The sequence below is a fragment of the Acidovorax sp. M2(2025) genome (assembly GCF_049330835.1).
Taxonomy (GTDB): Bacteria; Pseudomonadota; Gammaproteobacteria; order Burkholderiales; family Burkholderiaceae_C; genus Acidovorax.
In genome coordinates this window covers 1,563,204-1,590,196 of sequence record NZ_CP186262.1, presented here as the reverse complement: position 1 = coordinate 1,590,196, position 26,993 = coordinate 1,563,204, and the positions used below count along the sequence as shown (strand labels likewise).

The following is a 26,993-nucleotide window of genomic DNA, read 5'->3' as shown; positions in this document are numbered from 1 at the left end:
CCTCGTTCCACGGCCGTCAGGGCTTTCGGGTCATTGCCCAGACCTGCTGCAGCAATGCGGGCACCGCGTCGGCCACCAGATCGTCACGCAGCTGGCGCAAAAAATCCTGCCGCAGACCGGGGTCGGTACCCGGCCGGTGCGGCACCTTGCCTTTCTCGGCCATGCGCATCAGTGATTGCAAAGAGCCGAGAAAATTGCGCGGAAAGCGCTCGTAGCACCAGCCGTCCTGCATGGTGGCCATCCAGCGGCCCTGCATCACCAGCGGCGAGGCATCCAGCGTGCGGTAAAGCCATGGCAGGGCATGCGCGTGGCGGCTGTCGTCGGTATCGGCCAGCAGCCAGGGTTCCCGGGGCTTGGCCTCGATCCATCCATGGATGCCGTACATCCAGGCATCCAGTGCCGCAGCCGACGGGGGCGCATCCATCCAGCCCAGCCAATCCAGCAGCGCCAGCTGCTCGGGAACGCCCATGCCACTGTACAGGTGGTCGGAAGCCAGCAGCATGGACAGCGCCTCGGCGCGGTATTCATCGGCCAGCCGGGGCGACGTGTGCACGACGTCCTCATCGTCGACATAGCGCGACCTCAGTTCCACGGTGCGTGCCCATTGGGCGGGTGTCTGCTGGGGATGAAAGAACAGCTCGCGGCATGCCATCCAGGTGGGCGCTGGCCCTGGCGGCCACAACACTCCGTCAAAGAACAGCGCGCGCAACGCGGCGTGTTCCGCCTCCTCGCACGAATCAAAATAATCGACCGCCTCCAGGCGGCTCCACAGCTGCTCCCGGGTCAAGGCATGCGTCAAGATAAGCTCCTTTCCGTTTCGTCCAGGCTGGAATAGACGCACTCCGCGGGCGCGTCGGCACCTGCGCGCCACAGCACGCGCAGGTGCAGCCGTCCTTTGCCATCACCGGCGGTGTAGCCCATGGGTTCGGCTCGCATGCGGCCCAGCAGGGCCTGCAGATGGCGCACCGGCACGCCCTGGGCGTCCATGCGCTCCGGGGTAGTGCACTCCAGCTCGAACACGCCGTTGAACTGCGGGTCGCTGCGCGCGCCACGCTGGATGATGCCGCGCGCCACATGGAAGGCCCAGCGCATGAGGTGGTGCGCGCCATGGCGCGCGGCCTGTTCGGCCGAGGGGGCGGCCACGCGGATGCGGAGGCCATGCCGGCCATCGGCGCCGGGCTGCGGTTCGGGCTCGCTGGCCTGTACGGGTTCTGCCTCGAACAGCGTGGGCAATGCCGCGGAGGCTGGTGGCCAGGTGAGCAGTTGGGCACTTCCCCAATCGCCATGCCGGTCGGAGGGCACCAGCCACACCTGGCTCCAGCCCTCGACAGGCGTGCTCACGCCCATCACACGCCAGCCTTCAGGCAGTGGCTGCGCGGGAGCTGCAGGGCGGCCCTCCGCATCAAAACACAGCAGGTGATGCCCCGCCACCGAGACCAGATACAGGCAGCTGCCGTCGGACCACAGCCAGCGCGTGCCGCCCACGGTGTCCGCAGGCAAGGTGGCCAGCGCAGCGCTGGCCACCAGGTCCTCGGTGTTGGCGCGATAGAGGCGGTGCTCGTCCACAAAGAACCATGTGTTGCCCAACTGGCTCCAGCCACGCGGGTAGCCCCGGGGCCAGGTCAGCATGCCCTGCAACGCGCCGGTGGCGGCGTCGCACCGGGCCCAGAACGATTGTCCTGCCGCGCCGCCGGTGCTCAGGTACACGCTGCCGCCCAGCATGAAGATATTGACCAACTCAAAGGGACTATCGCCGTCAGGCGTGCGTGGCAGCACATGCAGCACCTGCCCTTCGTCGTCGATGACCTGCCAGCCACGCCGATTGCCGGTGTAGAAACACCCGCCCAGGCGATGCACGTGCCGGGACTGCGGCCAGTCGAGCATGCGCCCGCTGGCAGGGTGGAAGGCAAACCCCGACAGGTTGCCGTTTGCGTCCGTGCGGTGGGCGACAAACCAGCCATCGGACCACGAGGCCTTCGCGCAGCGAACGAAATCCCTCGCCCCATCGCCTTCGCCCACGCGATAGTCCATGCTCTCACCCACCGGGCCGGTGCGCCGCACTGGCACGCCATTCCCCCACGCGCCGCCGGTGCCGGGCCACTGCAGAGGGTCTGCGATCTGCAGGCGCCCTTCGGCGAAGGCATGGGCAACGTCGGTCTCTGTGTAGCAGCGAGCGCCGCCCTCATCAACGTGCCACAGCAGCGTGCACAAGCTGGCGAACAGCATGGTTCCCTCCCTGGATATTGCGATTGCCGGCCCGTGATGCGGCGTGTGAAGTCACGCTTTTTTGCCGTCGGCCCAGGCCCCAGGGAATATACGGAGAAATGCGCCCATTCCAGGCCTCTCGCGGTGGACAAGTTGTCAGCCGCCAACCGGCGTTGCGCTTGCAAAATGGCGGCTCTGACAACGCCACAGCCCCCGGTCCTTCCAAGAGCCTGCCCGAAAGGACTGCACATCACCATGAAAAGAAACGAACGCCTGGCCCTCCTCACCTCGCAACGTGCGCTGCAGGCCGCAGTACAGGCCAGAGACTACGCTGCCGTGCGCAGGTGGCTGGCAGACGGCGGGGATGTGAAAGCCCTGTGGCAGGGCGAACGCTGGGAAGACACCTACCCCATGGTCCTGGCCATCGAGGGGAATGATGTGGACATGGTGCACCTGCTGGCCGAAGCGGGCATGCCGCTGTACCACAACGCCCTGGTGGCACAGAAGACCTACGGCGCGGTCGAGCCGCTGACGGTGGCTGCACTGTGGCGGCCCGGCTGCCACGAGGCCGTGATGGCCGCGCTGGACCTGGGCGCGGCCATCCACTCCACCACCAAGGACCACATGCCGGTGCTGCGCCTGACGGATCTACACGAGCGCGAGCTGGATGCGCGCTCCGACGCCCTGTTCCAGCGCATCCTGGACGCTGGCGTGGTCGACGTGGACGCACCCTGGGACGACTCCTTGCGGATACTGCACATCATCTGCATGGGCAACAACCGCTATGTGCCCGCGCTGATCCGCCTGTCACGCGACGTCAACACGCCCGATACCAGCGCGCTGCGCCTCACACCGTTGCGGACGGCTGTCACCTCCGGCAGCGATCTGGCCGTGGGTGCGCTGCTGGCGCGGGGCGCAGCCCCCTCCACGCCGGTGTCTAAAGACAAAACCCTGCTGGATGAGGCCCTCCATATGAAGGAGTTCAGGAGGGAAAAGAACCTGGGCGGCCAGATCGACCGCATCATCACCATGCTGGAGACAGGGCGGACCCTGCCTGAAGCTGCGCCATCCGCCTGAGGAGGGGCATCGGGGAAAACGTGGGAAGCACCATTTTTTTAGCGTTTTTCGCCTCTAGCGCTTATCTGACAAGCGCTAAAAGCTATCATTTAGATAGCATTTCTTCAGCAGAAATCCACGTGCCGCAACACCGCCAGCGCCCCATGGCGCTGACAGCCACGCGCCCATTCCTCACGCAGATTCCACGCGCTCGATGCGCTGGTTCCGCACGGCCTGGAGCCACTCGGCAGGCACGCGCGCGGGTGCGATTTCTGCCAGCGGCAGCAGCACAAAGGCCCGCTCGCGCATGCGGGGGTGGGGCACGGTCAGGGCGGGGGTGTCGATGGACAGGTTGTCGATGAGCAGGATGTCCAGGTCCAGCGTGCGCGGGGCGTTGCGGTAGGGGCGCTCGCGCCCTGCGGCAGCCTCGATGGACTGCAGGGCCGCCAGCAGCTCCTGCGGTGGCAGGGTGGTGCGCAGGGCGGCCACGGCGTTGTAGAAATCGGGTCCGGTGGCGTCCACCGGGGCGCTGCGGTACAGCGCCGAGCACTGCAGCCGCTGCGTGCTTGGCAGCGCTGCCAGGGCCTGCACGGCGGCGCGCAGGGCCGCAGGCGCATCGCCCAGATTGGCCCCCAGGCCGATGTACGCCGTGCGGTTAGGCATCCGCGGTCACGCCGGGCGCGCCGCCGCTGCTGGGCTTGCGGCGACGGCGGCGGCGCTTCTTGGGAGCGCCGCTGTCAGAAGGGAATTCGGCATCGTCTCCGTCTGCGGGGCCGGCCTCGGACCCGGCGTCCGATGCGGAGCCTTCGGCGCGGGGCAACTTGCGCGGATCAGGGGCGGACGCGGCGCGCGGCACGCGCTTGACCACGGGCTGCTGTGCCTTCTGGCGGGAGCGCTGCTCTTCCTTGGCCTGGTCCATCAGGTCCTCGCGGCGCTCGTCGTCGGCGGCCTGGAAGTCCTGCCACCATTCGGCCAGCGCCTCGCTGATCTCGCCCACGTCGGCGCGCAGCCGCAGGAAGTCGAAGCCTGCACGGAAGCGCGGCTGCAGCACCATGCCAAACGGGGTGCTGCCGACACGCTTCTCGAAGCGCGGCTGCATGACCCAGATCTCGCGCATGTCGGCGGCCAGCTTGCCGCGGCCCGACACGTCGCCGATGCGGCGGTCGAACACCTCGTCAATCGCTTCCTGCAGCGCCGGGAACGGGTGCTCGCGCCGCGCCAGGCGCGCCTCCCAGCCCTCGCGCACGTCAGCCCACAGCACGCAGGCCAGCAGGAAGCTGGGGGCCACGGGCTTGCCCTCCTGCACGCGGCGGTCGGTGTCGGCCAGCGCGGCCTTCACGAACGGGGTGTCGGCGCGTTCCACGGCCACGTCCAGCAGCGGGTAGATGCCCTTGGCCAGGCCCAGCTTGCGCAGCTGTTCGATGGTGGCGATGGCGTGGCCCGTCTGCAGCAGCTTGAGCATTTCGTCAAACATGCGGCTTTGCGGCACGTCGGCCAGCAGCGCCTGCGACTGCACCAGGGGCGCGGCCGTCTTGGGCTCCAGGGCAAAGCCCAGGCCGCTGAGCTTGGCGGCAAAGCGCACGGCACGGATGATGCGCACCGGGTCTTCGCGGTAGCGGGTGGCCGGGTCGCCAATCATGCGCAGCACTTTCTTGCGCGCGTCCTGGATGCCCTTGTGGTAGTCCACCACCACCTGGCTGGCCGGGTCGTAGTACATGGCGTTGACGGTGAAGTCGCGGCGCGTGGCGTCCTCGTCCTGCGGGCCCCAGACGTTGTCGCGCAGCACACGGCCGCTAGCGTCCACCGCGTGCTGCATGCCGGCGAGCTGGTGCTTGCTGGTCTTCTCGTTGCCGCTGACCTGCTCGGCCGCGGTGTTGTCCATGTAGGCGCGGAAGGTGGAGACCTCGATCACCTCATGCTCGCGGCCCCGGCCGTGCACCACGTGGACGATGCGAAAGCGCTTGCCGATGATGAAGGCGCGGCGGAACAGCCCCTTGACCTGCTCGGGCGTGGCGTTGGTAGCCACGTCGAAGTCCTTGGGGCGCAGGCCCAGCAGCAGGTCGCGCACGGCGCCGCCCACGATGTAGGCCTCGTAGCCCGCCTGCTGCAGCGTCTGCACCACCTCGACGGCACGGCGGTCCACCAGCTCGGGGTTGATGCCGTGCACCGCCGCGGGCACCTCCTCGCGCTTGCCGAAGCGGGGCTTGCGGCTGCCTGCGCCGGTCGTCTTGGCCAGCAGTTTGTCGATGAACTTCTTGATCATGGGTGGGTGTTGAACAGGTCCAGTATGCGCCAGCCGCGCTCCTGGGCCAGCGCGCGCAGGCGCGGGTCGGGGTTGGTGGCCACGGGGTGGTTGACTTTTTCGAGCAGGGGCACGTCGTTCATGGAGTCGCTGTAGAACGTGCTCTGCACGTCGGCCCAGCTGGACTGGCGCTCGGCCAGCCACTGCTCCATGCGGCGCACCTTGCCCTCGCGCATGGTGGGCACGCCGTCGATCTCGCCGGTGTACCAGCCGGTGTGCGGGTCGCGCACCAGCTGCACGGCCAGCAGCGCTTCATCGCCCACGCCCAGGGCGCGGGCGATGGGGCGGGTGACGAATTCATTGGTGGCGGTAACGATGAGCACCGTGTCGCCCGCGGCCTGGTGGCTGCGCACCAGCTCCAGGGCCTGCGGGCGGATGGCCGGGCCGATCACCTCGCGCATGAACTGCGCATGCGCCGCAGCCGCGGCCTCGGGCCCGCGCTCGCGCACGGCCTCGGTGGCAAAGCGCACGTAGTCGTGCACGTCGAGGGTGCCGGCCTGGTAGTGGGCATAGAACTCGTCGTTGCGCCGCGCGAACTCGACAGGGTCGTTCCAGCCAATGCGGATGGTGAACTCGCCCCATTCGTAGTCGGAGTCCAGGGGCAGCAGCGTGTGGTCGAGGTCGAACAGTGCAAGCCGCAGGGGGCGTGGGTCAGGGGTCATTCAGGCGGTAGGAGCAAAAAATCGGCGGGGGCGGCCAAGCCGGGGCGCCCTGTCATTCTGTTTCCAGCATGGTCTTGAGCAGGGGAATCGTGATGGCCCGCTGGGTGCGCAGCGCAAAGGCGTCCAGCTGGTCCAGCAGCTGCATCAGGCTGCCCAGGTCGCGCGAGAAGCGCTTGAGCATGTAGTCCATCACGTCGTCGCCCAGGAACACCCCGCGTGCGTCGGCCTCCTGGCGCAGCACGGCACGGCGCTCGGGCTCGCCCAGCAGCTGCAGCTGGAACACGTGGCCCCAGCCCAGGCGGCTGCGCAGGTCGTCGCGCAGCGGCAGGTCGGCTGGCGGCACATTGCCGGCGGCCAGCACCCAGCGCTGCGGGCCGGTGGCGGGATTCAGGGCGTTCACGAACCAGTTGAAGGCCGTGGCCTGCTGGGCGGTGCTGTACAGGTGCGTGTCGTCCATGACCACGGCGCCCCAGCGCTCGTCAAACTCGGGCGGCTCGGACACGCCGGGGTCCAGCCAACCCACGGCCGTGCCCTGCTCGCGCAGGGCCTGCCGCACGGCCCGCAGCAGGTGGCTCTTGCCGCTGCCGGGCTCGCCCCACAGGTAGGTGGGCACGGGCGATCGTGGCGCCGCCGCCGGGTCGCCGCTGCCCACGGCCAGGCGCAAATGCTGCAACGCGGCTTCGTTGGGCCCCGCGAAAAATCGCTCCAGCGTGGGACCGGTGGCCAGGCCGATGTCCAGTGCCAGCTGCTTCATGCGCGGCACCCAGGCAGCCGGTGCAGGCCTGCGGCGGACGGTGCGGGAGCGGCGGCAAACAGGAGAGGAAACGGCAGCGGCATCACAAGTGGTTCGAAAGGCGCTGGCCGTAGGTGACTGCGGCGGGCGCGGCGGCAAAGGGGCGGGATGCGTTGCCGCCCCGCAGGAGCGGGAACTGGCAGCAGCGCCCATGATTTTAGTCTGCCGCCGAAGCCCGCCCCGCCACCGCCCGCCGCCCTGCACCGGTGCCCCCGCCCGGCCCGGCCCGGCGCGCCGCCCGCGCGCCGGGGCCGCAGGCCCCTTGCTCAAAGGTAGCTGTTGAGCAGGTTCTCCAGCAGTTCCTGCCGCCCCGAGACCGGCCGCGTGTCCTGGTTGCGCTCCAGCACACGGGCCGCCACCTCGTCCAGTGCTAGCCGGCCGGCCATCACGTCCTGGCCGAAGGGCGCGCCCCAGCCGGCGTAGCGGGCGTCCACGTGGCGCGCCAGGCGCCCGTCCGCGAGCATGCGTTCCGCCACCAGCAGCGCCCGTGCCGACACGTCAATGCCCCCGATATGGCCGTGGAACAGGTCTTCGGCATCCAGGGACTGGCGCCGCACCTTGGCGTCGAAATTGAGCCCGCCGGTGGTGAACCCGCCGGCCTGCAGGACCAGGTACAGGGCCAGCGCGGTGTCCGCAACGCTGTTGGGGAACTGGTCGGTGTCCCACCCACACTGCAGGTCGCCCCGGTTCATGTCGACGGAGCCGAAAATGCCCAGGTCGATGGCGGTGGCGATCTCGTGCTCGAAGCTGTGGCCGGACAGGGTGGCGTGGTTGGCCTCGATGTTGACCTTGATCTCCTTGTCCAGCCCGTAGCGGGCCAGGAAGCCGTAGACGGTGGCCACATCGAAGTCGTACTGGTGCTTGGTCGGCTCGCGGGGCTTGGGCTCGATGAGGAGGGTGCCCTGGAAGCCGATCTTGTGCTTGTACTCCACCACCATGTTCAGAAAGCGCCCCAGCTGGTCCAGCTCCTGGCCCACCCGGGTGTTGAGCAGGGTATCGTAGCCTTCGCGCCCGCCCCAGAGCACGTAGTTCGCCCCGCCCAGGCGGGACGTGGCATCCATCGCCTCCTTCACCTGCAGCGCGGCCAGGGCAAAGATCTCCGGGTCCGGGTTGGTGGCCGCGCCGGCCAGGAAGCGGCGGTGGCTGAACAGGTTGGCCGTGCCCCACAGCAGCTTCACGCCGGTCTGCGCCTGCTTGGCCTGCAGCACGTCGACCATCTCGTGCAGGTGGTTCACGCTCTCGCGCGGCGTGCTGCCCTCGGGGGCCACGTCGCGGTCGTGGAAGCAGTAATACGGCGCGCCCAGGCGCGAAAAAAAATCGAACGCCGCGTCCGCCTTCAGGCGCGCGGCGGCCATCGGGTCGGCCACGCGCTGCCAGGGGCGCTCGAAGGTGCCGTCATAGCCAAAGGGGTCGAAGCCGTTCCAGCAGAAGCTGTGCCAATAGCACACGGCAAAGCGCAGGTGCTCCTCCATGCGCTTGCCCAGCACCAGCCGGTCTTTGTCGTACCACTTGAAGGCCAGCGGATTGGTGGATGCGGGGCCCTCGTAGGCAATCGGGGGGATGTGGGAGAAGTAGGTGCTCATGGTTCTTTCCGGGGCATCAAGGTCTTCAGGGCCTGCGGTACAGGCTGCGGAACAGGGCATGGCGCTGGGCCAGCAGCGCGCGCTCGGCGGGGTCGGGGCGGTACGCGGTGTCCAGCGGTGGCGGCGGGCAGGTGGCCGCCAGCGGGGCCTGCACGCTCAGGGCGCCCAGCCGTGCCGCGCCCAGCGCGCCGCCGACGGCCGATCCGCCGTGGGTGACGATCTCCACCTCCAGCGCGCTGGCCAGCATTTGTGCCCAGAAGGCGCTGCGGGCGCCGCCCCCCACCAGGGACAGCCGCGCCACCTCGCTGCCGGCGGACCGCAGCGCGTCCAGCCCGTCCCGCAACCCGAACGCCACGCCCTCCATCACCGCATAGCCCAGGCGGGCGGCGTCGGTGTCGAAATCCAGGCCGTGGAAGCTGCCGCGCACCCGGGCATCGTTGTGCGGCGTGCGCTCGCCGCTGAGGTAGGGCAGAAACACGGGCGAAGCCTCCCGTTCGCGCAGGCCGAGCCCCGCCGCGCGCACGGCCACGTCGCCTGCGCCCGCGGCGCCCAGCAGGTTCGCCACCCATTGCAGCGCACTGGCGGCCGCCAGCATCACGCTCATCTGGTGCCAGCGCCCCGGCAGGGCATGGCAGAAGGCATGGGTGGCGCTGGCGGCGTTGGGCTGGTAGCCCGGCGTGACCACGAACAGCACGCCGCTGGTGCCCAGCGAGAGAAAGCCCTGCCCCGGCTGCACCGCGCCCATGCCGATGGCGCTGGCCGCGTTGTCGCCCGCGCCCCCCGCCACCACCGTGCCTGGCCGCAGCCCGAGCGATTGCGCCACCTCGGCCCGCAGCTGCCCGCTGGCCTCGCTGCCCTCCACCAGGCGCGGCATGCGCGCCCGCGCCAGGCCGGTGAGCGCCAGCAGGTCGTCCGACCAGTCCCGCCGCCGCACGTCCAGCCACAGCGTGCCGCTGGCGTCCGAGAGATCGCTCACATGCTCGCCCGTCAGCGCCAGGCGCACGTAGTCCTTGGGCAGCAGCACCTTGGCCACGTGCCGGAACACCCCGGGCTCATGCTGCGCCACCCAGCGCAGCTTGGGGGCCGTGAAGCCGGGCATGGCCAGGCTGCCGCCCAGGTCGCTGAGCGCGGGCAGCTCGGCCATCATGGCCGCGCATTCGGCCGCGCTGCGCGTGTCGTTCCACAGGATGGCCGGCCGCAGGACGCGGTCTTGCGCGTCCAGCAGCACCGCGCCATGCATCTGGCCCGACAGGCCGATAGCTTCGGTGGCCGCGTACTCCTGCGGATGGGCGGCGCGCAGCGCCGCCAGCGCCGCCTGGGTGGCGGACCACCAGGCGGCAGGGTCCTGCTCGCTGTGGCCGGGTTGGGGGCGCGACACGGTGAGCGCGGCCCCGGCCGTGCCGATCACGCGCTGGTCAGGCCCCAGCAGCAGGGCCTTGACTTCCGAAGTGCCGATGTCGATGCCGATGTACATGAAAGAAAAGTGCCGTCAGTGAAGGGGATGGGGGGGTACCGTGCCCCGCGCAGTGGCGGCGCCGGGCGCAGCCCCGGTCGGCGGAGCCTGCGGCGCATGCAGGGGACGCAGCTCGTGGTGCAGGACCAGGGCCGCCGCGCCCACGGCCGAGGCCAGCAGCCCATAGCGGGCAGAGCGCACCGCGGGCGCCGGCACGCCCGCGCTGGCGGCATAGCCGGCCAGCGTCTCGCGGGCCACGCGCAGCAGGGCGGGATGGCTTTCGCACGAGGGGCCGCCGACCACCAGGGCGCCCGGGTTGAAGGTGGTCCAGAGGTTTTGCAGGACCACGCCCAGGAACACGCCGCCCCGCGACGGATCGGCGCGGCGCTCCAGCGCCCGCGCGCCAAAGAAGGCTTCGGCACAGCCCCGGCGCCCGCACGAGCAGGGTGGCCCGTCGATCTGCAGAATGCTGTGCCCGATTTCACCGGCCATGCCCTGCAGGCCGGTGAACAGCCGGTCGTTGAGCACGATGCCGGCGCCCACGCCCACGCCGCAAGTCACGAAGATGAGCGAGTCCGTGGCATCGCCGCCGGCAAACTCGTATTCGCTGAGCGCTGCGGTATCGGCCTCGTTCTGCACGTGCACGGCCACCGGCGGGCTGCCCGCCTCGGCCAGGGCCCGTGCGATCAGGGGGGCAAACGCAACGTCGCGCCAGCCCAGGTTGGGGGCAAAGCGGACGGTGCCGCTCGCCTGGTCGAAGGCGCCCGGCAGGCCGATGCCCACGCCCGAGACAGCCACCGGCCGCGCCGCCAGCTCCCGCTGGGCGTGCACCACCAGGCCGGCCACCTGCCGGCACACTGCGGCCGGGGCGCGGTCGGCCAGCGGCTGCTCGGCTGAGCTCAGCACCTCGCCCGTGATCGACACGGCCGCCACGCGCAGCGACTCGACCCCGACCTCCACCCCCACCATGGCACGGCGGGTGCCGTCCAGCCGCAGCGGGGTCGAAGGCCGGCCCAGCCCTTGCGCGGCGGCCAGGCCCGTCTCGGCCATCCAGCCTTCCTCGATCAGTTCCCGCACCAGCAGGCTGACGGTGGACTTGGTGAGGCCGCTTTCGACGGCCAGCTGCGCGCGCGACAGCGGGCCCTGGCGGCGCAGCAGCCTGAGCAGCACGCTGCGGTTGATGCGTTTGACCAGTTGCTGGTCGCCGATGGTTTTCATGGTGCGGGGGCGGCAGGCGCCGGGCCATCCAGGCGATGGGCCTGCGCTTTGCCTTCGGGTTGTTTGCCAGCGATGATCATGCCCAGCACTTCGTCCTCGGTCACGTCCGCCGTGCGGTAGGCGCCCACCAGCCGGCCGTTCTTCATGACCACCAGCCGGTCGCTGAGCGCAAACACATCCGGCATGTCGTGGGTGACGAGGAAGATGCCCACGCCTTCGGCCTTGAGCTGGCGCACCAGGTTGCCGACCATCGCCGTCTCTTCGGGCCCCAGCGCGGCCGTGGGCTCGTCCATGATGAGGATGCGCGCGTTGAAATACAGGGCGCGCGAGATGGCCACCACCTGCCGCTGCCCGCCCGAGAGCCGCCGCACGGGCGTGCGGACGTTGCGGAAGTTCTTGTTCAGGCGCTGGAACACCTTGCGGGCTTGCGCGTCCATGCGGTGGTCGTCCAGCGTGTTCCAGCGCGTGAGCAGCTCGCGGCCCAGGAACAGGTTGGCCACGGCGTCCAGGTTGTCGGCCAGGGCCAGGCTCTGGTAGATCGACTCGATGCCCAGGCGCTGCGCGTCCGCCGGGGTGCGGATGTGGGCCGGCTGGCCCTGCACGCGCACGTCGCCGCTGTCGATCGGGTAGGCGCCCGCCAGCACCTTCATCAGCGTGGACTTGCCCGCGCCGTTGTGCCCCAGCACCGCCACCACCTCGCCCGGGTAGAGGCTGAGGCTCACGCCGTCCACGGCCCGCACCCCGCCGAACGATTTGCCGATGCCGCGCATCTCCACCAGCGGGGTGCTCATGCGGCCTCCCCCGTCCAGCGGCGGTAGATCACGTCGAACACCACGGCGGCAATCAGCACCTGGCCGATGATCACGTAGCGCAGGCCGATGGAGATGTCCAGCAGCAGCAGGCCGCTGTCGATGCTCTGCATGATGAGCGCCCCCAGCACCGACCCCAGGATGGAACCGCTGCCGCCCGCCAGCGACGTGCCCCCGATCACGGCCGCAGCGATCACGAACAGCTCCATGCCCGAGCCCAGCGAATTGGTGCCTGCATTCAGCCGGGCGATCGACACCATGGCGGCAATGGTGATGAGCACACCCATCAGCGCGAACAGCATCAGCGTGACGCGGCGCACCGGAATGCCCACCAGCGCGGCCGCTTCGGGATTGCCCCCCAGGGCAAACACATAGCGTCCGAAGCGCGTGCGGTGCACGATGAACGACAGCGCCACCGCCACCGCGCCCCAGACCAGCACGGGGATGGGCACGCCCTGCGGCGCGTCCTTGGTGGGAATCTGGTACGCGTTCATCGTGGCCACAAAGCCGATGACGATGGCTGCCGGAACGGCGCCCACCAGCGCATCGAGCCACAGCGGCGGGTTGGGCACGCCGTAGGCGGCCTTGGCACGGCGGCGCAGCACGGTCTTGAGGCCCAGCAGCGCCACCACCACGGCCGCCAGGGCCCAGCTGGCCTGCACGCCAATGGCGCCGTCAAAGCCGCCGCCCAGGCGCTGGAAGAACGCATCGCCCACGGGCTGGGTCTTGCCGTCGGCCACCAGAAAGGCCGCGCCGCGAAACGACATCAGCCCGCCCAGCGTGACCACGAACGACGGGACCCCCAGCATCGCCGTGAGGGCGCCCTGGTACAGCGAGACGCCGACCGCCACCGCCAGCCCCGCCAGCGCGGCCTCCACCCAGTGCCAGCCGGCGGTGTACATGAGCGTGGCGATCAGCACGCCCACGAAACCCATCACCGAGCCCACCGACAGATCGATGTGGCGCGCAACGATCACCAGCACCACCACGGTGGACACGATGCCCACCACCGCCGTCTGCTGGGCAATGTTGTAGAGGTTCTCGGGGGCAAGGAATAGGCCGCCCGAGAGCAGGTTGAACACCACGGCCGTGGCCAGCAGCACGGCGCCCATCAGCACCAGCCGCCAGTCGATGGCCAGCTGCCGCAGGGCATGGGAATCAGGGTTCACAAGCACCCTCCCACCGCAACGGTTGCAGGCTTTGCCATGCGCGCCGCCATCTACTGGCAGGCGGCGGGCGCCTTGGCCGCGTCCACGCCCTTGCACAGGTCTTCCTTCCGGATCCAGCCGGCCTTGACGACCAGGTCGAGGTTCCGGGCGGTGACCGGCACGGGCTTCAGGAACTGGGCCTGCAACGCCACCTTCTTCTCGCCGCCATTCCAGGTTTGCGCGCCGGCCACCGGCTGGCCCTTGGCCAGGGCCACGGCGGCGGTGGCGGCGTCCCGGCCCAGATCGCGGGCGTCCTTCCAGACCGACACCGTCTGCGAGCCCTGGGCCACGCGGTTGAGCGCGGCGTGGTCGCCGTCCTGGCCCGACACCGGGATGCCCCGGATGCCCTTGGCCGCCAGGGCCGCCACCGCGCCGCCGGCCGTCCCGTCGTTGGAGGCCACCACGGCATCGATCTTGCCGCCCGTCTTGGTGATGATCTGCTCCATGTTCTTCTGCGCCACCTCCGGCTTCCAGCCCTCGGTGTACTCCTCGCCCACGATCTTGATGTCGCCCTTGGTGATGGCGGCCTCCAGCACCTCCTGCTGGCCGCCGCGCAGGAAGTTGGCGTTGGGGTCGGTGGGCGAACCCTTGATCATCACGTAGTTGCCCTTGGGCCGGGCCTCCAGCACGGCCCGGGCCTGCATGCGGCCGACCTCGACGTTGTCGAAGGTGATGTAGAACACGCCCGGCGCCTCGATCAGCCGGTCGTACGCCACCACCGGGATCTTCTGCTGCCCGGCCTTGCGGACTGCGGGCAGGATGGCATCCTTGTCCATGGCCAGCACGATCAGCACCTTGGCGCCCTTGGCGATCAGCGAGTCCACGTCGGACAGCTGCTTTTCGGGCGAGCCGCCGGCGTCGGCGCTGATGTAGCTGGCCCCCAGCTTGGCCAGCTGGTCCTTGATGGCCTTCTCGTCGGTCTTCCAGCGCTCCTCCTGGAAGTTGGACCAGCTCACACCCACGACCTGGGCCAGCGCACCCGTGCTGGCCACGCCCAGCACCAGGGCGGCGAACGTTGTCTTCAGTTGCATCCTTGTCTCCTGTGAACGGCCTCGCGGCGGGCCTTGGTTGTGTTGAAAGGCGGATGGGACGTTGCCGTGGCGCGGTTCTGCAAACCACATAGTGCGGACGGCGAACTAATTATGGACAGCCCCTGTTGCGCCCCTATCCGGACAAACCCGACATAGTTTGATTAAAAAACTTAATCAACCAAACAGGTCCGCCAGGCCCCGTTGGCCGCCGTAAAAAAGCCGCCACCGCGCAGGGCTGAGCGAAGCCGTGGGAGCGCGGCCCTTAAAATCCCCGGATTACAGCCCGGCACGCGGGCCCACCAGCACTACACCATCCATGAGCTCCTCCTCTGCCTCCACCCCCATTTCCTACAAAGACGCTGGCGTCGACATCGACGCGGGCGACGCACTGGTCGAGCGCATCAAGCCGCTGGCCAAGAAGACGATGCGCGAAGGCGTGCTGGCGGGCATCGGCGGTTTTGGCGCGCTGTTCGAAGTGCCCAAGCGCTACCAGGAACCGGTGCTGGTGTCGGGCACGGACGGCGTGGGCACCAAGCTCAAGCTGGCGTTTGAATGGAACATGCACGACACCGTGGGCATCGACCTGGTGGCCATGAGCGTGAACGACGTGCTGGTGCAGGGCGCCGAGCCGCTGTTCTTCCTGGACTACTTCGCCTGCGGCAAGCTGGACGTGGACACCGCCGCCGCCGTGGTGGGCGGCATCGCCAAGGGGTGCGAGCTGTCGGGCTGCGCCCTGATCGGCGGCGAAACGGCCGAGATGCCCGGCATGTACCCCGCGGGCGAATACGACCTGGCCGGCTTCGCCGTGGGTGCGGTGGAAAAGAGCAAGATCCTGACGGGCAAGGATGTGAAGCCCGGCGACGTGGTGCTGGGCCTGGCCTCGGCCGGCGTGCACTCCAACGGCTTCAGCCTGGTGCGCAAGTGCATCGAGCGCGCGGGCGCCAGCGCCCCCGCCACGCTGGACGGCAAGCCCTTCAAGCAGGCGATCATGGAGCCCACCCGCCTGTACGTGAAGAACGTGCTGGCCGCGCTGGCCCAGCATCCCATCAAGGCCCTGGCCCACATCACCGGCGGCGGCCTGCTGGAAAACATTCCCCGCGTGCTGCCCGAGGGCACGGCCGCCCACCTGAAGAAGGGCAGCTGGCCCCAGACCGAGCTGTTCGCCTGGCTGCAGAAGACCGCCGGCATCGATGACATCGAGATGAACCGCACGTTCAACAACGGCATCGGCATGGTGGTGGTGGTGGACGCCGCCGCCGCCGAAGCCACGGCCGCCACGTTGCGCGCCGCCGGCGAGCAGGTGTACGCCATCGGCACGATTGCGGCGCGCGGCGACGGCGCGGCCGTGGTGGTGGCCTGACCGCCTTGCGCCCACCCCGCCACGCACCGTGCAGCCTGCCGCGCCCCAGCACGGGTCCGCGGCGGCGCGCGGCGGCCTGTCTTGAATGTTGGTGACAGCGCATGGCATCCCCCTCCCCCCTACCCGCCCAGCCGCCCGCGCCCTGCGAGAGCGGCCGGCACCCCGCCGCCCTTGACGGCGGCGCCGTGGACGCGGGGCGCCCCCACCGCGGCGTCGAGATCGCCAGCTACGGCCTGATGGCCGGCACGCTGCTGCTGGTGATGTGGCGCGGCCTGCTGCCCGGCCTGCTGTGCGTGTGCCTGGGTTTTCTGCTGACCCGCGCCCTGACGCGGTGGTTCGCATCGCTGGCAGCCCGGGCGGTGCGCCAGCCGGCCCCGGCGCCGCGCACCCTCCGGCTGGCGCAAATCATGGCCGCCGCCCTCGTCATGCTGCTGCCGCTGGTGCTGCTGGGGCTGGGGCTGACCCATTCCCGGGGCTACCTGGTCGCCGCACCGCACCAATACCAGGAGCTGCTCACCTACATGGCCCGCACGGTGCTCGAACTGCGCCAGAAGCTGCCCGCCGACATGGCCAGCCACCTGCCCGACGGTGCCGCCGAACTGCAGCGCGTGCTGGCCAGCTACCTGGGCGCCAAGGCCGGGGCGCTGGCCATGGCCGGACGCGCCTGGCTGGCCGGGGTGCTGTTCGCGTATGTCGGGCTGCTGATCGGGTCGCTGGCCGCCGTGCGCCCGCTGGGCGGCCCGCTGGGACCCCTGGCAGAGCAGCTGCGGCAGCGCATTCTGCTGTTTGGCGAGGCTTTCCGGCAGATCGTGGCGGCGCAGTTCTGGATCGCCGCCTTCAACACGCTGCTCACCGCCCTCTTCCTGCTGTTCGTGCTGCCGTGGTGGGGGATCGAGCTGCCCTACACGCCGGTGCTGATCACCTTCACCTTTGTGGCAGGGCTGGTGCCCATCGTGGGCAACCTGGTGTGCAACGCAGTGCTGACCATCGTGGGCCTGTCGGTTTCGCCGCTGGCCGCCGCTGCCTGCCTGGGCTTTCTGATCCTGATCCACAAGGCCGAATACGTGATCAACGCCAAGGTCGTCGGCCGCCGCACGCAGATGGGCGTGTGGGAGCTGCTGTCGGTGATGTTCGTGGCCGAGGCGGTGTTCGGGCCGGCCGGCCTGGTGGCCGCGCCGCTGTTCTATGCCTACCTGAAGAAGGAACTGGTGGCGGCACGGCTGGTGTAGGGCCGGCGCACGCCGCCCTGGCGCAGAACGCGGCGCCGGGCCCCATTTGCTACTTTTTTGATAGCTGCTTGCGCCCGCCAGATGGGCGCCGCACCCACATTCAATCCGTTTTTTTGCCCCAGTGGCGTGCGACAAACGCCCACACCAGGGCCGAGGCGTCAGGGCCGGCCGGGTCGCTGTAGGGGCGCCGCGGCGCGCCACCGCTCCAGGCGTGGGCCAGCCCCACGACTTCGCGCACCACCACCACCGCCCGGCCGCGCGCCTTGTACTCCGTGACCCGCGTCGCATAGCGCCGGCCGCGCTGCAGCGTGCGCAGCGCCCCGGGCTGTGCGCCCAGCGCCTGGGCCCACAGCGTGGCGGTGTCGGCCGCGTTGCGCACCGAGACAACGCCGTCGGCATCGCCATGCACCACCAGCAGCGGCGGCAACGCTGCGCCGCCGCTCCCGTTCGCCGCCGCTCCCGCGTCGGCCTTGCGCGGCGCGGCCACCGGATCGGGCAGGTGCGCGGCACGCCGCCCGTTCATCGCGGCAAGGGCCGTGGCGGCAGACTCCGCCGTGCCCGGCGCCACCCCGGAATGCATGGCCACGGCGCAGAAGCGCTGCGGGTACAGCGCGGCCATCAGCACGGCCATGCTGCCGCCCGCGGACAGGCCGGCCACGGCCACGCGGGCCAGGTCCACCGGATGGCGGCGCGCCACCAGGTCCACGGCCGCCAGCAGCGTGGCGGCTTCGGCCTCGGCCTTGCCATTGCGGCGCTCGAACCAGTTCCAGCAGCCGTGGGCATTGGCCACGCGCTCCTGCTCGGGGTAGAGCACCAGAAACCGCTCCCGGGCCGCCAGCCGGTTCATGCGCGTGGCGGTGGCCAGGTCGCGCGCCGTCTGCCCGCAGCCGTGCAGCATGACGAGCAAGGGCAAGGTTTCACCCGCGCGCAGCCCGAGCGCGGGCGGTATGTAGAGCTGGTAGCGCCGCGCCCCGGCCGGCCCGGGCGCAATGCCCGACAGCCATTCCCCGCGCGCCGGGACCGGGCGGCCCGGCCTGCGCCGCGCGCCGACTGCCGCCGCCGATGCGACGGCCGCAGCGCGGCGCGGGGCAGCCACCTTGGCGGGTGCCGGGCGCACGGCCCGGGCGGCCTGGGCAAAGGCCTTGAGGCTGCGCTGGTAGGTGCGGGTCCACGCGGACAAGGAGAAGAGCCGGGAGCGGCGTGGCATGGGCAGGGTGCGGGGAGTGGGTGGTTGGGCAAAAATCAGGGAAAACCCTGATCACCATACCAGCTTCTGGCGGCAGGCGCTCCCGCCGGATTGCAGCACCCTCCAGGGCCTTGCGCACCGCCGCCCCTATCTTGGCGTAAATTGATCGGTATTTGTCCTTCACCAACCGGCTTTAAAGCGGCATCCAAGACACCATCAGCGACATCAACCACCAAATGCCTTGAGGGCTTCCATGAAAACCTGTCTGATAGTGATCGACGTCCAGGAGTCGTTTCGGCACCGCCCCTTTTTCACGGCCCAGGACCTTCCCGCCTACCTGGCGGCACAGAACGCGCTGATCGAGGGCTGCGCGGCTGCGCAGTTGCCCATCGTGCGCGTCTTCCACAGCGACGGGCCCGAGCAGCCGGACAACCCCTTCGCGCAGGCATCCGGCCAGGTGCGCCCACTGGAGGGGCTGGCGCCTTTCGCCGCGGCCGCCACCTTCACCAAGTCGCGCCACAGCGCGCTGGTGGGCACCGGGCTGGACGTGTGGCTCACCCGGCAGGGCATCCAGCGCCTGATCGTGAGCGGCATCCGCACGGAGCAGTGCTGCGAGACCACCACCCGCCACGCCTCGGACCTGGGGTGGACCGTGGACTTCGTGACCGACGCCACCCTGACCTGGGACATGGTGCAGCCGGACGGCCAGCCCCTGCCCGCCGCCGACATCAAGGCCCGCACGGCCACCGTGCTGGCAGGCCGCTTTGCCACGCTCTGCACCGTCGCCCAGGCGCTGCAGCGGGCACAGGCCGCCGCATGAGCGCCGCAGCCGCGCCCCTGCGCGTCGCCATCCTGGTGTTCGACGACGTGGAAGCCCTGGACCTGGGCGGGCCGTACGAAGTCTTCACCACCGCCACCCGCATGCACCGCCGGCTGCAGCCGGCCGTGGCCCACGATCTGTTCAGCGTGCAGTGCGTGGCCCGCGACAGCAGCCCGGTGCGCGCCCGCGCCGGCCTGCGCGTGCTGCCCGACGCCTGTTTTGACAACGCCGCGCCGGCGGACGTGCTCATCGTGCCGGGCGGCGTCGTGGACGCGGCGGCGGCCTGCCCCCGCACGCTGGCCTGGATCGCCCAGGCTGCTGCGGGCGCGCAGATCACCGCATCGGTCTGCACGGGCGCCTTTCTGCTGGCCGCGGCCGGTGTCGTCACCGAAGGGCCTGTCACCACGCACTGGGAAGACGTGGCCGACCTGCGGGCACGCTATCCCGCGCTGAGCGTGCAGGAGAATGTGCGCTGGGTGGACCGGGGCGCATGGGTCACGTCCGCTGGCATCAGCGCAGGTATCGACATGAGCCTGCACCTGGTCGCGCGGCTGGCGGGCACCGCGCTGGCCGAGCGCACCGCCCGGCAGATGGACACCCCTTGGAACCCGCACCCGTAGCCCTTCTGGAGGCCCCCCCAGGACCACGCACGATGACCGCCCCGCCGCCCGCCCCCATCCACGTCTACTTCGCCCTGCTGCCCGGCAGCCTGGTGCTGGACTGGGCCGGCCCGGCGGAGGCGCTGCGCATTGCGAACCAGGCCCTGGCCGCCCAGGGCCTGCCCGAGCGGTTTGTGCAGCACTTCGTCAGCCCCACGCCCCAGTCGGTGACCTCGGTGGGCGCGGTGGTGGCCGGCCTGGAGCCGCTGCCCGCCACCCTGCCGCGGCCCGCCTGGGTGGTGCTGGTGGGGCTGGCCGGGCGCCACATCGCCGTGGACAGCGAGGAAGCACGGGCGCTGCTGCACTGGCTGCGCGGCCTGCGGCCGGTGGCGGACACGCTGGAACTTGTGACCGTGTGCGCCGGCGCCGTGCTGGCCGCCCACGCGGGCCTGCTGACCGGCCGGCGCGCCACCACCCACCACCAGCACCTGGAGGAGCTGGCCGCCGCAGACCCGCGCTGCGACGTGGTGGCCAACCGGGTGTTCGTGTCCGATGGCGCCGTCTACAGCAGCGCCGGCGTCACCACCGGCATCGACCTGGTGCTGCACCGTATCGCGGCCGTCTGCGGCCCGGCGCTGGCCGCCCAGGTGGCCCAGGCCATGGTGGTGGCCCTGCGCCGCGGGCCGGACGCGCCGGAGTTCTCGCCCTTTTTGCAGCACCGCGACCACCTGCACGCCGCCCTGCACCGCGTGCAGGATGCCGTGGGCCAGCAGCCCCAGGCAGACTGGAGCGTGCCCGCCATGGCGCAGGTGGCCCACACCTCGCCCCGGCACCTGACGCGGCTGTTCCTCGAGCATGCCGGCATCGCACCGCTGCAGTACCTGCGCCGCATCCGCCTGGCCACGGCGGAGGCGGCACTGCAATCAGGACGCAACGTGACGCAGGCCGCGCACATGGCCGGGTTCAGCTCCGACACCCAGCTGCGGCGCGCCTGGCACCAGTTCGGCCGCGGGGGCACGCCTTCGCGGCAGGCCCCGGGCCGCCAGCGGGGCATGGCGCAGAACGCAGAATATTCGTAAAATCGGCCTCCAGCGCTTTATGGATAAGCGCAATCAGCTATCATAGTGATAGCAACCAGATGCACACGCTCCGCTCTCAGTACACCTCGGGCACGTACATCGACGCCGGCACGGGCTGGCGCAGGTACTCGGGGTTGCGCACGCGCTCGGGCAGCACCACCGCCGGGTGGGGAACCTCTTGGTACGGCAGCTGCGACAGCAGGTGGGCGATGCAGTTCAGGCGCGCCTTTTTCTTGTCCACGGCCTGCACCACCCACCAGGGCGCCTCGGGGATGTGGGTGCGCTCCAGCATCGTCTCCTTGGCCTTGGTGTAGGCCTCCCAGCGCACGCGGCTTTCCAGGTCCATGGGGCTGAGCTTCCATTGCTTGAGCGGGTCGTGGATGCGGCCCAGAAAGCGCAGGTGCTGCTCTTCGTCGGTGATCGAAAACCAGTACTTGACCAGCGTGATGCCCGAGCGCACCAGCATCTTTTCAAACTCGGGCACGGTGCGGAAGAACTCCTCGTACTCGTCGTCGCTGCAAAAGCCCATCACCCGCTCGACGCCCGCGCGGTTGTACCAGCTGCGGTCGAACAGCACCATCTCGCCCGCCGCCGGCAGGTGCGCCACGTAGCGCTGGAAGTACCACTGCGTGCGCTCGCGGTCGTTCGGCGCGGGCAGCGCCGCCACGCGCACCACGCGCGGGTTCAGCCGCTGGGTGATGCGCTTGATCACGCCGCCCTTGCCCGCCGCGTCGCGCCCCTCGAACAGGATCACCACCTTCTGGCGCGTGTGCTGCACCCAGTCCTGCAGCTTGACCAGCTCGCCCTGCAGGCGGAACAGCTCCGTGAAGTACCGCTGGCGCGCCAGCTTGTCGGTGGGCTGCAGGGCGCCGCTGTCGTCCACGTTGCGGTCCTCGATTTCCAGCTCCAGCTCTTCGTCGTAGCTGTCGATCAGGTCGTTGGCGATGCGTTGCATCAGGTCCTGGGCGTCGAGGTGTTGGGGGTAAAGCATGGCAGCAAGGTTCAAGACAGGAACCGGCATGCTCGCGCCCCGCGATGACAAAGCCGTGACAACGCCATGTCTGTCACGCGCCCGTCACACCCCGGCGCCACCATGCACGGCCGTGCCCCCATCCCCGCCCGACCTTCGCCCCGATCCCGCCGCCCCTGCAGCGCCTGCCGCGCCTGCTGCCAGGCCGGCGCTGCCGCACGCGCCACAGCACTACGGCGGCGACTCGGCCGGGCTGATCTGCGGCTACCTGCTGGGCGGTGGCGCCCCGCCGCAGGAGGTGGACACGGCGCAGGCGGCCGAATGGCTGGCCGCGCCGGTCGCGGGCGACGAGCGCTTCGTGTGGCTGCACTTCAACCTCAGCCACGCTCAGGCCGTGCGCTGGATGGAGCGGCACGCCGGCTTGCCCGAGGCCTTCTTCGACGCGCTGAAGGACCGCTCCGTCTCCACCCGCATCGAGCGCGACGACGACACGCTGATCGCCGTGCTCAACGACGCGCATTTCGACTTTGCCTTCGAGCCGTCGGACATCGCCACGCTGTGGACCGGCGTGGCGCCGCGCCTGATGGTGACGGGCCGCACGCGCGCGCTGCGCTCGGTGGACGCGCTGCGCACCGCCGTGCGCGGCGGCCACGCGCCGCGCTCCAGCGTGGCGCTGCTGGCCGAGCTGATGCGCACGCAGGCCTCGGGCCTGGTGGACATCGTGCGCGGCGTGACCCAGCGCATCGACAGCGTGGAAGACGCGCTGCTGGCGGGCCGCCTGGACCACAAGCGTGCCCGCCTGGGCGTGCTGCGCCGGCTGCTGGTGCGCCTGCAGCGCCTGCTGGCGCCCGAGCCGGCGGCGCTGTTCCGGCTGCTGCAGCACCCGCCGGCCTGGATGCGGCCCGACGACGTGCAGGAGCTGCGCGATTCCACCGAGGAGTTCTCGGTGGTGCTGCGCGACATGCAGGGCCTGCAGGAGCGCATCAAGCTGCTGCAGGAAGAAATCGCCGCGGCCGTGCAGGAGTCCAACAGCCGCAGCCTCTTCGTGCTGACCGTGGTGACCGTGCTGGCCCTGCCCATCAACATCCTGGCAGGCCTGTTCGGCATGAACGTGGGCGGCGTGCCGCTGGCGAACGACCCGCGCGGCTTCTGGATCATCGTGGCCGTGGTGCTGGCCTTCACGGCCGTGGCCGGCTGGCTGGCGCTGCGCAGCCCGCGGGACTGACGCGCGGGCGAAGCGGGCGCTGCGGCCTGTCTACAATGCCGCCCCTTGCCCTGATCCCCCGCGCCGAGCCGCCTGCCCCATGAACATCGTCGTCAACGAAGAACTCAAAGCCTATATCGAACCCCTGACCCCCGACGAGCACGACGCGCTGGAGCGCAGCATCCTGGCCGAAGGCTGCCGGGATGCGCTGGTGCTGTGGGGCGACGTGCTGGTGGACGGGCACAACCGCTACGGCATCTGCCAGAAGCACGGCCTGCCCTTCCAGACGGTGCAGAACCCGCGCTTTCAGTCGCTGGAAGACGTGCACCTGTGGATGATCGACCAGCACCTGGGCCGCCGCAGCGTGTCGGACTTCCAGCGCGGCGTGCTGGCCCTGCGCAAGCGCGAGATCATTGCCGACCGCAAGGCGCGCGCCGCCATGGCGCACGGTGAATCCACCGAGGCCGCCGCCGCGCCGGACACCGAAGCCGCCGTGGCGCCGGAAGCCCTGGCCACCCTGCCGCCGCCCGAGCCGCTCAACAGCCGCGAGGCCATTGCCAAGGCCGCGCGGCTGAGCAGCAGCCAGGTGGTGATGATCGAAAAAATCCAGAAGCAGGCAGCGCCCGAACTGGTGGCGGCGGTGAAGTCCGGCACCATCTCCATCAACGCCGCCGCCGCCGTGGCCACCCTGCCGGCAGAGGAGCAGGTGGCCGCCGTGGCCGCCGGCAAGGACGAGCTCAAGCAGGCGGCCAAGCGGGTGCGCGAGAGCAAGCGCAAGCCGCCGCAGGACGAAGGCAAGGCGGCAGACAAGAGCGACACAGCCTCCACGGCCGCACCCGTCCCTGGCGACGGCGACGAGCTGCAGGCCCTGCGCCAGCGCGTGGCCGAGCTGTCCGCCGAGAACACCGAGCTGCGCCGGCAGCTGGCGCAGCTGCGGGCCGAGCAGCCGGCCGAAGGCGCGCCGTTTTAAGCGCCTGTTGACGATCTCGCAGGCGCGCGGCCGCGAGGGCCCGGGGGCCGTTCAGCGGCCCTTGCCCACGCGGCGCAGCGCGGCCAGGCGGTCGGACACCAGGTCGATGTCCAGCCCCTCCTCGGCGTGGGCCAGGTAGGTCTCCAGGTCGGCCATGGCCTCGGCGGTGTTGCCGCGCTCGGCGTGGGCCAGGCCCCGGTCGCGCCATTCGCCCCAGGCCTGGGGCAGCAGCACGATGAGCCGGTCCTGCACGGCAACCAGGCGCTGCCAGTCGTGCTGTGTGCGGTGCACTTCCTTCAGGTTGCGCAGCATGCGCGCAATGATGTCGCGCGGCGTGGCCGCCTGCAGGTACAGGCCCAGCGGCACGTCGTAGTCGTCCACCAGGCCGCTCTGGCGCTTGTAGGGCTCCAGCCGCTCGGCCAGTTCCTCGCGGCTGAGCGACTGGCCGCTGGTCGGGTCCAGCACCACCTGGCCCTTGGGCAGCAGCACCTTGACCATGAAGTGCCCCGGAAAGGCAATGCCCCGCACATGCAGGCCCAGGCCCTCGGCCAGCTCCATCCACAGCACGGCCAGGCTGATCGGGATGCCGCGGCGCGTGCGCAGCACGGCATTGAGGTAGCTGTTTTCGGGGTCGTAGTAGTTGTTGATGTTGCCGGCAAAACCCAGGTCGGCAAAGAAGAACTGGTTGAGCGTGCGCAGGCGCTGCAGCGCGGGGGCATCGGTGGGGAGCCGGCGCTGCAGGCGCGCGAGCAGCTGGTCCACGTCGCCCAGCAGTTGCTGCACGTCCAGCTCGGGGTATTCGTCCTGCGCCAGGCTGGCCGCAGCCTCCAGCAGGGGAAAGTGGTCATCGCTTTGCACCAGCGATGCAAAGTACTCGAGCGAGGTGGGGACGGAAAGGCTCAGGGGCATGCGCCAGTTGTAAGGGCGGCCCCGGGCTGCGTCAAGCGACAGAAGGTCCTGCTTGGCAGGGCTTTTTGCAGGATGGAAGAAGGGGCGAGTCAGCGGCGCAGCATCTGGCGCAGCTTGAGGCCCGACGCCCACAGCGCGCCGAAGTACAGCACGGCCGCCGCGCCCATCAGCAGGGCCATCAGGCCGATGCGCTGCAGCGTGCGGCCTTTCATCGCCACCCAGTCGAAATGCTCCGCGCCCCACACCAGCAGCACCGCCAGCAGCGCGCTGGCCGCCACCACCTGCAGCGCGAACCGGCCCCAGCCCGGCTGGGGCCGGTAGCTGCCGCGCCGCAGCAGGCCGGCCAGCAGCCAGGCGGCATTGATCAGGGCGCCGATGCCGATGGTCAGCGTCAGCGCCGCATGGTGCAGGTAGGGCACCAGCACCAGGTTCATCAGCTGCGTGAGCACCAGCACCGCCACGGCAATCAGCATGGGCGTGCGCATGTCGTGCTTGGCATAGAAGCCCGGCGCCAGCACCTTGATGGCCACAATGCCCACCAGCCCGGCGCCGTAGCCCGTGAGCGCAAAGGTGGTCTGCCGCACGTCCTGGTCGCCAAAGGCGCCGTAGTGGTACAGCACCGCCACCAGCGGTTCGGAGAACACCAGCAGCGCCACCATGCAGGGCACCGACAGCAGCACCACCAGCCGCAGACCCCAGTCCAGCATGGCCGAGTAGCGCTCGTCGTCGTGCTGCGCGCGGGCGCTGGCCAGCTGCGGCATCAGCACCACGCCCAGGGCCACGCCCAGCAGCGCCGTGGGCAGCTCCATCAGGCGGTCGGCATAGGTGATCCAGCTCACGCTGCCCGTGGCCAGGTGCGAGGCGATCTGCGTATTGATGAGCAGCGAGATCTGCGCCACGCTCACGCCCAGCAGGGCGGGCAGCATCAGGCGGGCCACCTTGCGCGTGGTGGGGTCGGCCCATGCGGCGCGCAGGGCGGCCCAGCGCACGCCGATGCGCGGCACCAGACCCAGGCGCAGCAGCGCCGGCACCTGCACGGCCAGCTGCAGCAGACCGCCCAGCATCACCCCCGCGGCCTGCGCATAGATGGGCTCGATGCCGCGCCGGGCGAACCACGGCGCGCCCAGCGTGATGGACAGGATCAGCGACAGGTTGAGCAGCACGGGCGAAGCCGCCGGCACCGCGAACTTCTTCCAGGTGTTGAGAATGCCGCCCGCCAGCGCCACCAGCGACATGAAGCCGATGTAGGGGAACATCCAGCGCGTCATGGTGATGGCGGCCTCAAACCCCTGGGGCGACTGCTTGAGCCCGCTGGCCATGCCCCAGACCATCCACGGCGCGGCCAGCACGCCGGCCACGCACAGCAGCACCAGCGTCCACGCCAGCAGCGTGCCCACATGGTCGATCAGCGTGCGGGCGCCGTCGTCGCCGTCCTGCGCGCGGGTGGCGGCCAGCACGGGCACGAAGGCCTGGCTGAAGGCGCCCTCGCCCAGCACGCGGCGGAACAGGTTGGGAATGCGGAACGCCACATTGAAGGCGTCGGTCATGGCGCTGACCCCGAACACGGAAGCCATGAGCAACTCGCGCACCAGCCCGGTAATGCGGGAGGCCAGGGTCAGAAGGGAGACGGTGGAGGCGGCTTTGAATAACGACACCGCGGGAAGTGTAGCCCGCCGGCCCGGCGCGCCACCGCGCCCCGCCACCGGCCCGGCGGAGCCCGCTCCAGGGAGGCGCTGGCGATGGCGCTGCACCCGCTGCGGGCGCGGGGCTGGATGCGGCCAGCCCTCTGGGCTATAATCGCGGGCTTTGCTGGCAACATCCACAGACCCTTAGGAATACACCATGGCATCCACCAAGCCCAAGAAAAAGAACCCCCGCCTCGCTTCGGGCCGCAAGCGCGTCCGCCAGGACACCAAGATCAACGCCGCGAACACCTCGCTGCGCTCCAAATACCGTACCGCTGTCAAGAACGTCGAAAAGGCTGTTCTGGCTGGCGATAAGACCAAGGCTGCTGAAGCCTTTGCCAAGATGCAATCGGTGGTCGACACCGTGGCCGACAAGGGCATCTTCCACAAGAACAAGGCTGCCCGCGACAAGAGCCGCCTGTCTTCCAAGGTGAAAGCCCTGGCCCTCGCGGCCGCTTAAACCATCCCGCCTGCTTCGGCAGGCGACCAGCCCGGACGGCTCCGCCGTTCGCCGTTTGTAACGGGTGCGCTGCCAGCAAAAGAAAACGAACCAACCGCCTTCGGGCGGTTTTTTCGTTTCTGGGCGGAATTGGGAGTGTGCGGAGGCGGCCCGGCGGCCCCTCCCCGCCAATCTTTACGGTGAATTATGGAAAAAGCATAAT

General features: G+C 70.1%; 25 protein-coding genes. 9 read left to right on the top strand and 16 right to left on the bottom strand.

All coding sequences use genetic code 11. From position 1 onward, the window contains the following. Window positions 1-16 precede the first annotated feature (16 nt). Complete coding sequence (locus ACOYR3_RS07295; RefSeq protein WP_422845793.1) at window positions 17-799, bottom strand: hypothetical protein; 783 nt, start codon at window positions 797-799, stop codon at window positions 17-19. Further along, window positions 796-2,226 carry a hypothetical protein gene (locus ACOYR3_RS07290; RefSeq protein WP_422845792.1) on the bottom strand — a complete coding sequence of 477 codons (1,431 nt, stop codon included), beginning with the start codon at window positions 2,224-2,226 and terminating at the stop codon, window positions 796-798. Before ACOYR3_RS07290 ends, ACOYR3_RS07295 begins: the two co-directional genes overlap by 4 nt. 234 nt (window positions 2,227-2,460) lie before the next feature. Between ACOYR3_RS07290 and ACOYR3_RS07285 the strand changes: the two genes are divergently transcribed. Next, the gene (locus ACOYR3_RS07285; RefSeq protein WP_422845791.1) at window positions 2,461-3,282 is read left to right on the top strand and encodes a hypothetical protein; all 822 of its coding nucleotides are present in this window, start codon (window positions 2,461-2,463) and stop codon (window positions 3,280-3,282) included. A gap of 171 nt (window positions 3,283-3,453) precedes the next feature. On the opposite strand, the gene folK is transcribed toward ACOYR3_RS07285, so the two are convergent. From folK to xylF, 10 genes are all read right to left on the bottom strand, one after another. Further along, complete coding sequence (gene folK, locus ACOYR3_RS07280) at window positions 3,454-3,924, bottom strand: 2-amino-4-hydroxy-6-hydroxymethyldihydropteridine diphosphokinase (RefSeq protein ID WP_422845790.1); 471 nt, start codon at window positions 3,922-3,924, stop codon at window positions 3,454-3,456. After that, complete coding sequence (gene pcnB / locus ACOYR3_RS07275; RefSeq protein WP_422845789.1) at window positions 3,917-5,524, bottom strand: polynucleotide adenylyltransferase PcnB; 1,608 nt, start codon at window positions 5,522-5,524, stop codon at window positions 3,917-3,919. The genes folK and pcnB overlap by 8 nt, the downstream gene beginning before the upstream one ends. Continuing rightward, window positions 5,521-6,225, bottom strand: coding sequence for an HAD family hydrolase (locus tag ACOYR3_RS07270; protein WP_422845788.1), 705 nt, complete (start codon window positions 6,223-6,225; stop codon window positions 5,521-5,523). The genes pcnB and ACOYR3_RS07270 overlap by 4 nt, the downstream gene beginning before the upstream one ends. Window positions 6,226-6,277: 52 nt before the next feature. Further along, on the bottom strand, window positions 6,278-6,979 hold the full coding sequence (gene hda / locus ACOYR3_RS07265) for a DnaA regulatory inactivator Hda (protein WP_422845787.1): 702 nt from the start codon (window positions 6,977-6,979) through the stop codon (window positions 6,278-6,280). Between the two features lie 305 nt (window positions 6,980-7,284). Next, the gene (gene xylA / locus ACOYR3_RS07260) at window positions 7,285-8,601 is read right to left on the bottom strand and encodes a xylose isomerase (protein ID WP_422845786.1); all 1,317 of its coding nucleotides are present in this window, start codon (window positions 8,599-8,601) and stop codon (window positions 7,285-7,287) included. 25 nt (window positions 8,602-8,626) lie between these two features. Further along, on the bottom strand, window positions 8,627-10,075 hold the full coding sequence (gene xylB / locus ACOYR3_RS07255) for a xylulokinase (protein ID WP_422845785.1): 1,449 nt from the start codon (window positions 10,073-10,075) through the stop codon (window positions 8,627-8,629). Between the two features lie 15 nt (window positions 10,076-10,090). After that, complete coding sequence (locus tag ACOYR3_RS07250) at window positions 10,091-11,272, bottom strand: ROK family protein (RefSeq protein ID WP_422845784.1); 1,182 nt, start codon at window positions 11,270-11,272, stop codon at window positions 10,091-10,093. Beyond that, entirely contained in the window at window positions 11,269-12,063 is a 795-nt protein-coding gene (locus ACOYR3_RS07245) for an ATP-binding cassette domain-containing protein (RefSeq protein WP_422845783.1), read from the bottom strand. Before ACOYR3_RS07245 ends, ACOYR3_RS07250 begins: the two co-directional genes overlap by 4 nt. Then, window positions 12,060-13,193 carry a sugar ABC transporter permease gene (locus ACOYR3_RS07240; RefSeq protein WP_422846544.1) on the bottom strand — a complete coding sequence of 378 codons (1,134 nt, stop codon included), beginning with the start codon at window positions 13,191-13,193 and terminating at the stop codon, window positions 12,060-12,062. The genes ACOYR3_RS07245 and ACOYR3_RS07240 overlap by 4 nt, the downstream gene beginning before the upstream one ends. A gap of 107 nt (window positions 13,194-13,300) precedes the next feature. Then, window positions 13,301-14,320: a D-xylose ABC transporter substrate-binding protein gene (gene xylF / locus ACOYR3_RS07235; RefSeq protein WP_422845782.1), complete on the bottom strand. Its 1,020-nt coding sequence runs from the start codon at window positions 14,318-14,320 to the stop codon at window positions 13,301-13,303. Window positions 14,321-14,636: 316 nt separating this feature from the next. On the opposite strand from xylF, the gene purM reads away from it, so the two are divergent. Both purM and ACOYR3_RS07225 read left to right on the top strand, forming a co-directional pair. Beyond that, window positions 14,637-15,680, top strand: a complete 1,044-nt coding sequence (gene purM / locus ACOYR3_RS07230; protein WP_422845781.1) for a phosphoribosylformylglycinamidine cyclo-ligase — start codon at window positions 14,637-14,639, stop codon at window positions 15,678-15,680. 101 nt (window positions 15,681-15,781) lie between these two features. Further along, complete coding sequence (locus tag ACOYR3_RS07225) at window positions 15,782-16,909, top strand: AI-2E family transporter (RefSeq protein WP_422845780.1); 1,128 nt, start codon at window positions 15,782-15,784, stop codon at window positions 16,907-16,909. Window positions 16,910-17,009: 100 nt separating this feature from the next. Here the strand turns inward: ACOYR3_RS07225 and ACOYR3_RS07220 are convergent, their stop codons facing one another. Further along, on the bottom strand, window positions 17,010-18,116 hold the full coding sequence (locus ACOYR3_RS07220) for an alpha/beta hydrolase family esterase (protein WP_422845779.1): 1,107 nt from the start codon (window positions 18,114-18,116) through the stop codon (window positions 17,010-17,012). A gap of 232 nt (window positions 18,117-18,348) precedes the next feature. Between ACOYR3_RS07220 and ACOYR3_RS07215 the strand changes: the two genes are divergently transcribed. Genes ACOYR3_RS07215 through ACOYR3_RS07205 form a run of 3 tightly spaced genes read left to right on the top strand, consistent with a single transcriptional unit; the run spans window position 18,349 to window position 20,593 of the window. After that, window positions 18,349-18,915 carry an isochorismatase family protein gene (locus ACOYR3_RS07215; RefSeq protein ID WP_422845778.1) on the top strand — a complete coding sequence of 189 codons (567 nt, stop codon included), beginning with the start codon at window positions 18,349-18,351 and terminating at the stop codon, window positions 18,913-18,915. Next, window positions 18,912-19,535, top strand: coding sequence for a DJ-1/PfpI family protein (locus ACOYR3_RS07210; RefSeq protein WP_422845777.1), 624 nt, complete (start codon window positions 18,912-18,914; stop codon window positions 19,533-19,535). Before ACOYR3_RS07215 ends, ACOYR3_RS07210 begins: the two co-directional genes overlap by 4 nt. A 32-nt stretch (window positions 19,536-19,567) precedes the next feature. Continuing rightward, window positions 19,568-20,593, top strand: a complete 1,026-nt coding sequence (locus ACOYR3_RS07205; RefSeq protein WP_422845776.1) for a GlxA family transcriptional regulator — start codon at window positions 19,568-19,570, stop codon at window positions 20,591-20,593. 76 nt (window positions 20,594-20,669) lie between these two features. On the opposite strand, the gene ppk2 is transcribed toward ACOYR3_RS07205, so the two are convergent. Next, the gene (gene ppk2 / locus ACOYR3_RS07200; protein WP_422845775.1) at window positions 20,670-21,584 is read right to left on the bottom strand and encodes a polyphosphate kinase 2; all 915 of its coding nucleotides are present in this window, start codon (window positions 21,582-21,584) and stop codon (window positions 20,670-20,672) included. A 190-nt stretch (window positions 21,585-21,774) separates the two neighbouring features. Here ppk2 and ACOYR3_RS07195 point away from each other — a divergent pair, with 190 nt between their 5' ends. Further along, on the top strand, window positions 21,775-22,788 hold the full coding sequence (locus ACOYR3_RS07195; RefSeq protein ID WP_422846543.1) for a transporter: 1,014 nt from the start codon (window positions 21,775-21,777) through the stop codon (window positions 22,786-22,788). A gap of 79 nt (window positions 22,789-22,867) precedes the next feature. Further along, on the top strand, window positions 22,868-23,737 hold the full coding sequence (locus ACOYR3_RS07190) for a plasmid replication/partition related protein (RefSeq protein WP_422845774.1): 870 nt from the start codon (window positions 22,868-22,870) through the stop codon (window positions 23,735-23,737). A gap of 51 nt (window positions 23,738-23,788) precedes the next feature. Here the strand turns inward: ACOYR3_RS07190 and ACOYR3_RS07185 are convergent, their stop codons facing one another. After that, a complete protein-coding gene (locus ACOYR3_RS07185; protein ID WP_422845773.1) occupies window positions 23,789-24,646 on the bottom strand; it encodes a SirB1 family protein in 858 nt (285 codons plus the stop codon). An 89-nt stretch (window positions 24,647-24,735) separates the two neighbouring features. After that, complete coding sequence (gene murJ / locus ACOYR3_RS07180) at window positions 24,736-26,301, bottom strand: murein biosynthesis integral membrane protein MurJ (protein ID WP_422845772.1); 1,566 nt, start codon at window positions 26,299-26,301, stop codon at window positions 24,736-24,738. A 187-nt stretch (window positions 26,302-26,488) separates the two neighbouring features. On the opposite strand from murJ, the gene rpsT reads away from it, so the two are divergent. After that, window positions 26,489-26,791 (top strand): 30S ribosomal protein S20, encoded by a 303-nt coding sequence (gene rpsT / locus ACOYR3_RS07175; protein WP_291487295.1) that lies wholly within the window; start codon window positions 26,489-26,491, stop codon window positions 26,789-26,791. Window positions 26,792-26,993 lie beyond the last annotated feature (202 nt).

Bases quoted from the DNA above. Each gene is read 5' to 3' on its own strand.
- ACOYR3_RS07190 (WP_422845774.1), top strand. From the start codon at position 22,868: ATGAACATCGTCGTCAACGAAGAACTCAAAGCCTATATCGAACCCCTG.
- rpsT (WP_291487295.1), top strand. From the start codon at position 26,489: ATGGCATCCACCAAGCCCAAGAAAAAGAACCCCCGCCTCGCTTCGGGC.
- ACOYR3_RS07185 (WP_422845773.1), bottom strand. From the start codon at position 24,646: ATGCCCCTGAGCCTTTCCGTCCCCACCTCGCTCGAGTACTTTGCATCG.
- xylA (WP_422845786.1), bottom strand. From the start codon at position 8,601: ATGAGCACCTACTTCTCCCACATCCCCCCGATTGCCTACGAGGGCCCC.
- ACOYR3_RS07220 (WP_422845779.1), bottom strand. From the start codon at position 18,116: ATGCCACGCCGCTCCCGGCTCTTCTCCTTGTCCGCGTGGACCCGCACC.
- ACOYR3_RS07240 (WP_422846544.1), bottom strand. From the start codon at position 13,193: ATGGGCGCCGTGCTGCTGGCCACGGCCGTGGTGTTCAACCTGCTCTCG.
- ACOYR3_RS07215 (WP_422845778.1), top strand. From the start codon at position 18,349: ATGAAAACCTGTCTGATAGTGATCGACGTCCAGGAGTCGTTTCGGCAC.
- xylB (WP_422845785.1), bottom strand. From the start codon at position 10,075: ATGTACATCGGCATCGACATCGGCACTTCGGAAGTCAAGGCCCTGCTG.
- ACOYR3_RS07290 (WP_422845792.1), bottom strand. From the start codon at position 2,226: ATGCTGTTCGCCAGCTTGTGCACGCTGCTGTGGCACGTTGATGAGGGC.
- ACOYR3_RS07225 (WP_422845780.1), top strand. From the start codon at position 15,782: ATGGCATCCCCCTCCCCCCTACCCGCCCAGCCGCCCGCGCCCTGCGAG.
- ACOYR3_RS07210 (WP_422845777.1), top strand. From the start codon at position 18,912: ATGAGCGCCGCAGCCGCGCCCCTGCGCGTCGCCATCCTGGTGTTCGAC.
- ACOYR3_RS07245 (WP_422845783.1), bottom strand. From the start codon at position 12,063: ATGAGCACCCCGCTGGTGGAGATGCGCGGCATCGGCAAATCGTTCGGC.
- ACOYR3_RS07250 (WP_422845784.1), bottom strand. From the start codon at position 11,272: ATGAAAACCATCGGCGACCAGCAACTGGTCAAACGCATCAACCGCAGC.
- hda (WP_422845787.1), bottom strand. From the start codon at position 6,979: ATGAAGCAGCTGGCACTGGACATCGGCCTGGCCACCGGTCCCACGCTG.
- pcnB (WP_422845789.1), bottom strand. From the start codon at position 5,524: ATGATCAAGAAGTTCATCGACAAACTGCTGGCCAAGACGACCGGCGCA.
- ACOYR3_RS07205 (WP_422845776.1), top strand. From the start codon at position 19,568: ATGACCGCCCCGCCGCCCGCCCCCATCCACGTCTACTTCGCCCTGCTG.
- ACOYR3_RS07285 (WP_422845791.1), top strand. From the start codon at position 2,461: ATGAAAAGAAACGAACGCCTGGCCCTCCTCACCTCGCAACGTGCGCTG.
- purM (WP_422845781.1), top strand. From the start codon at position 14,637: ATGAGCTCCTCCTCTGCCTCCACCCCCATTTCCTACAAAGACGCTGGC.
- folK (WP_422845790.1), bottom strand. From the start codon at position 3,924: ATGCCTAACCGCACGGCGTACATCGGCCTGGGGGCCAATCTGGGCGAT.
- ppk2 (WP_422845775.1), bottom strand. From the start codon at position 21,584: ATGCTTTACCCCCAACACCTCGACGCCCAGGACCTGATGCAACGCATC.
- ACOYR3_RS07270 (WP_422845788.1), bottom strand. From the start codon at position 6,225: ATGACCCCTGACCCACGCCCCCTGCGGCTTGCACTGTTCGACCTCGAC.
- xylF (WP_422845782.1), bottom strand. From the start codon at position 14,320: ATGCAACTGAAGACAACGTTCGCCGCCCTGGTGCTGGGCGTGGCCAGC.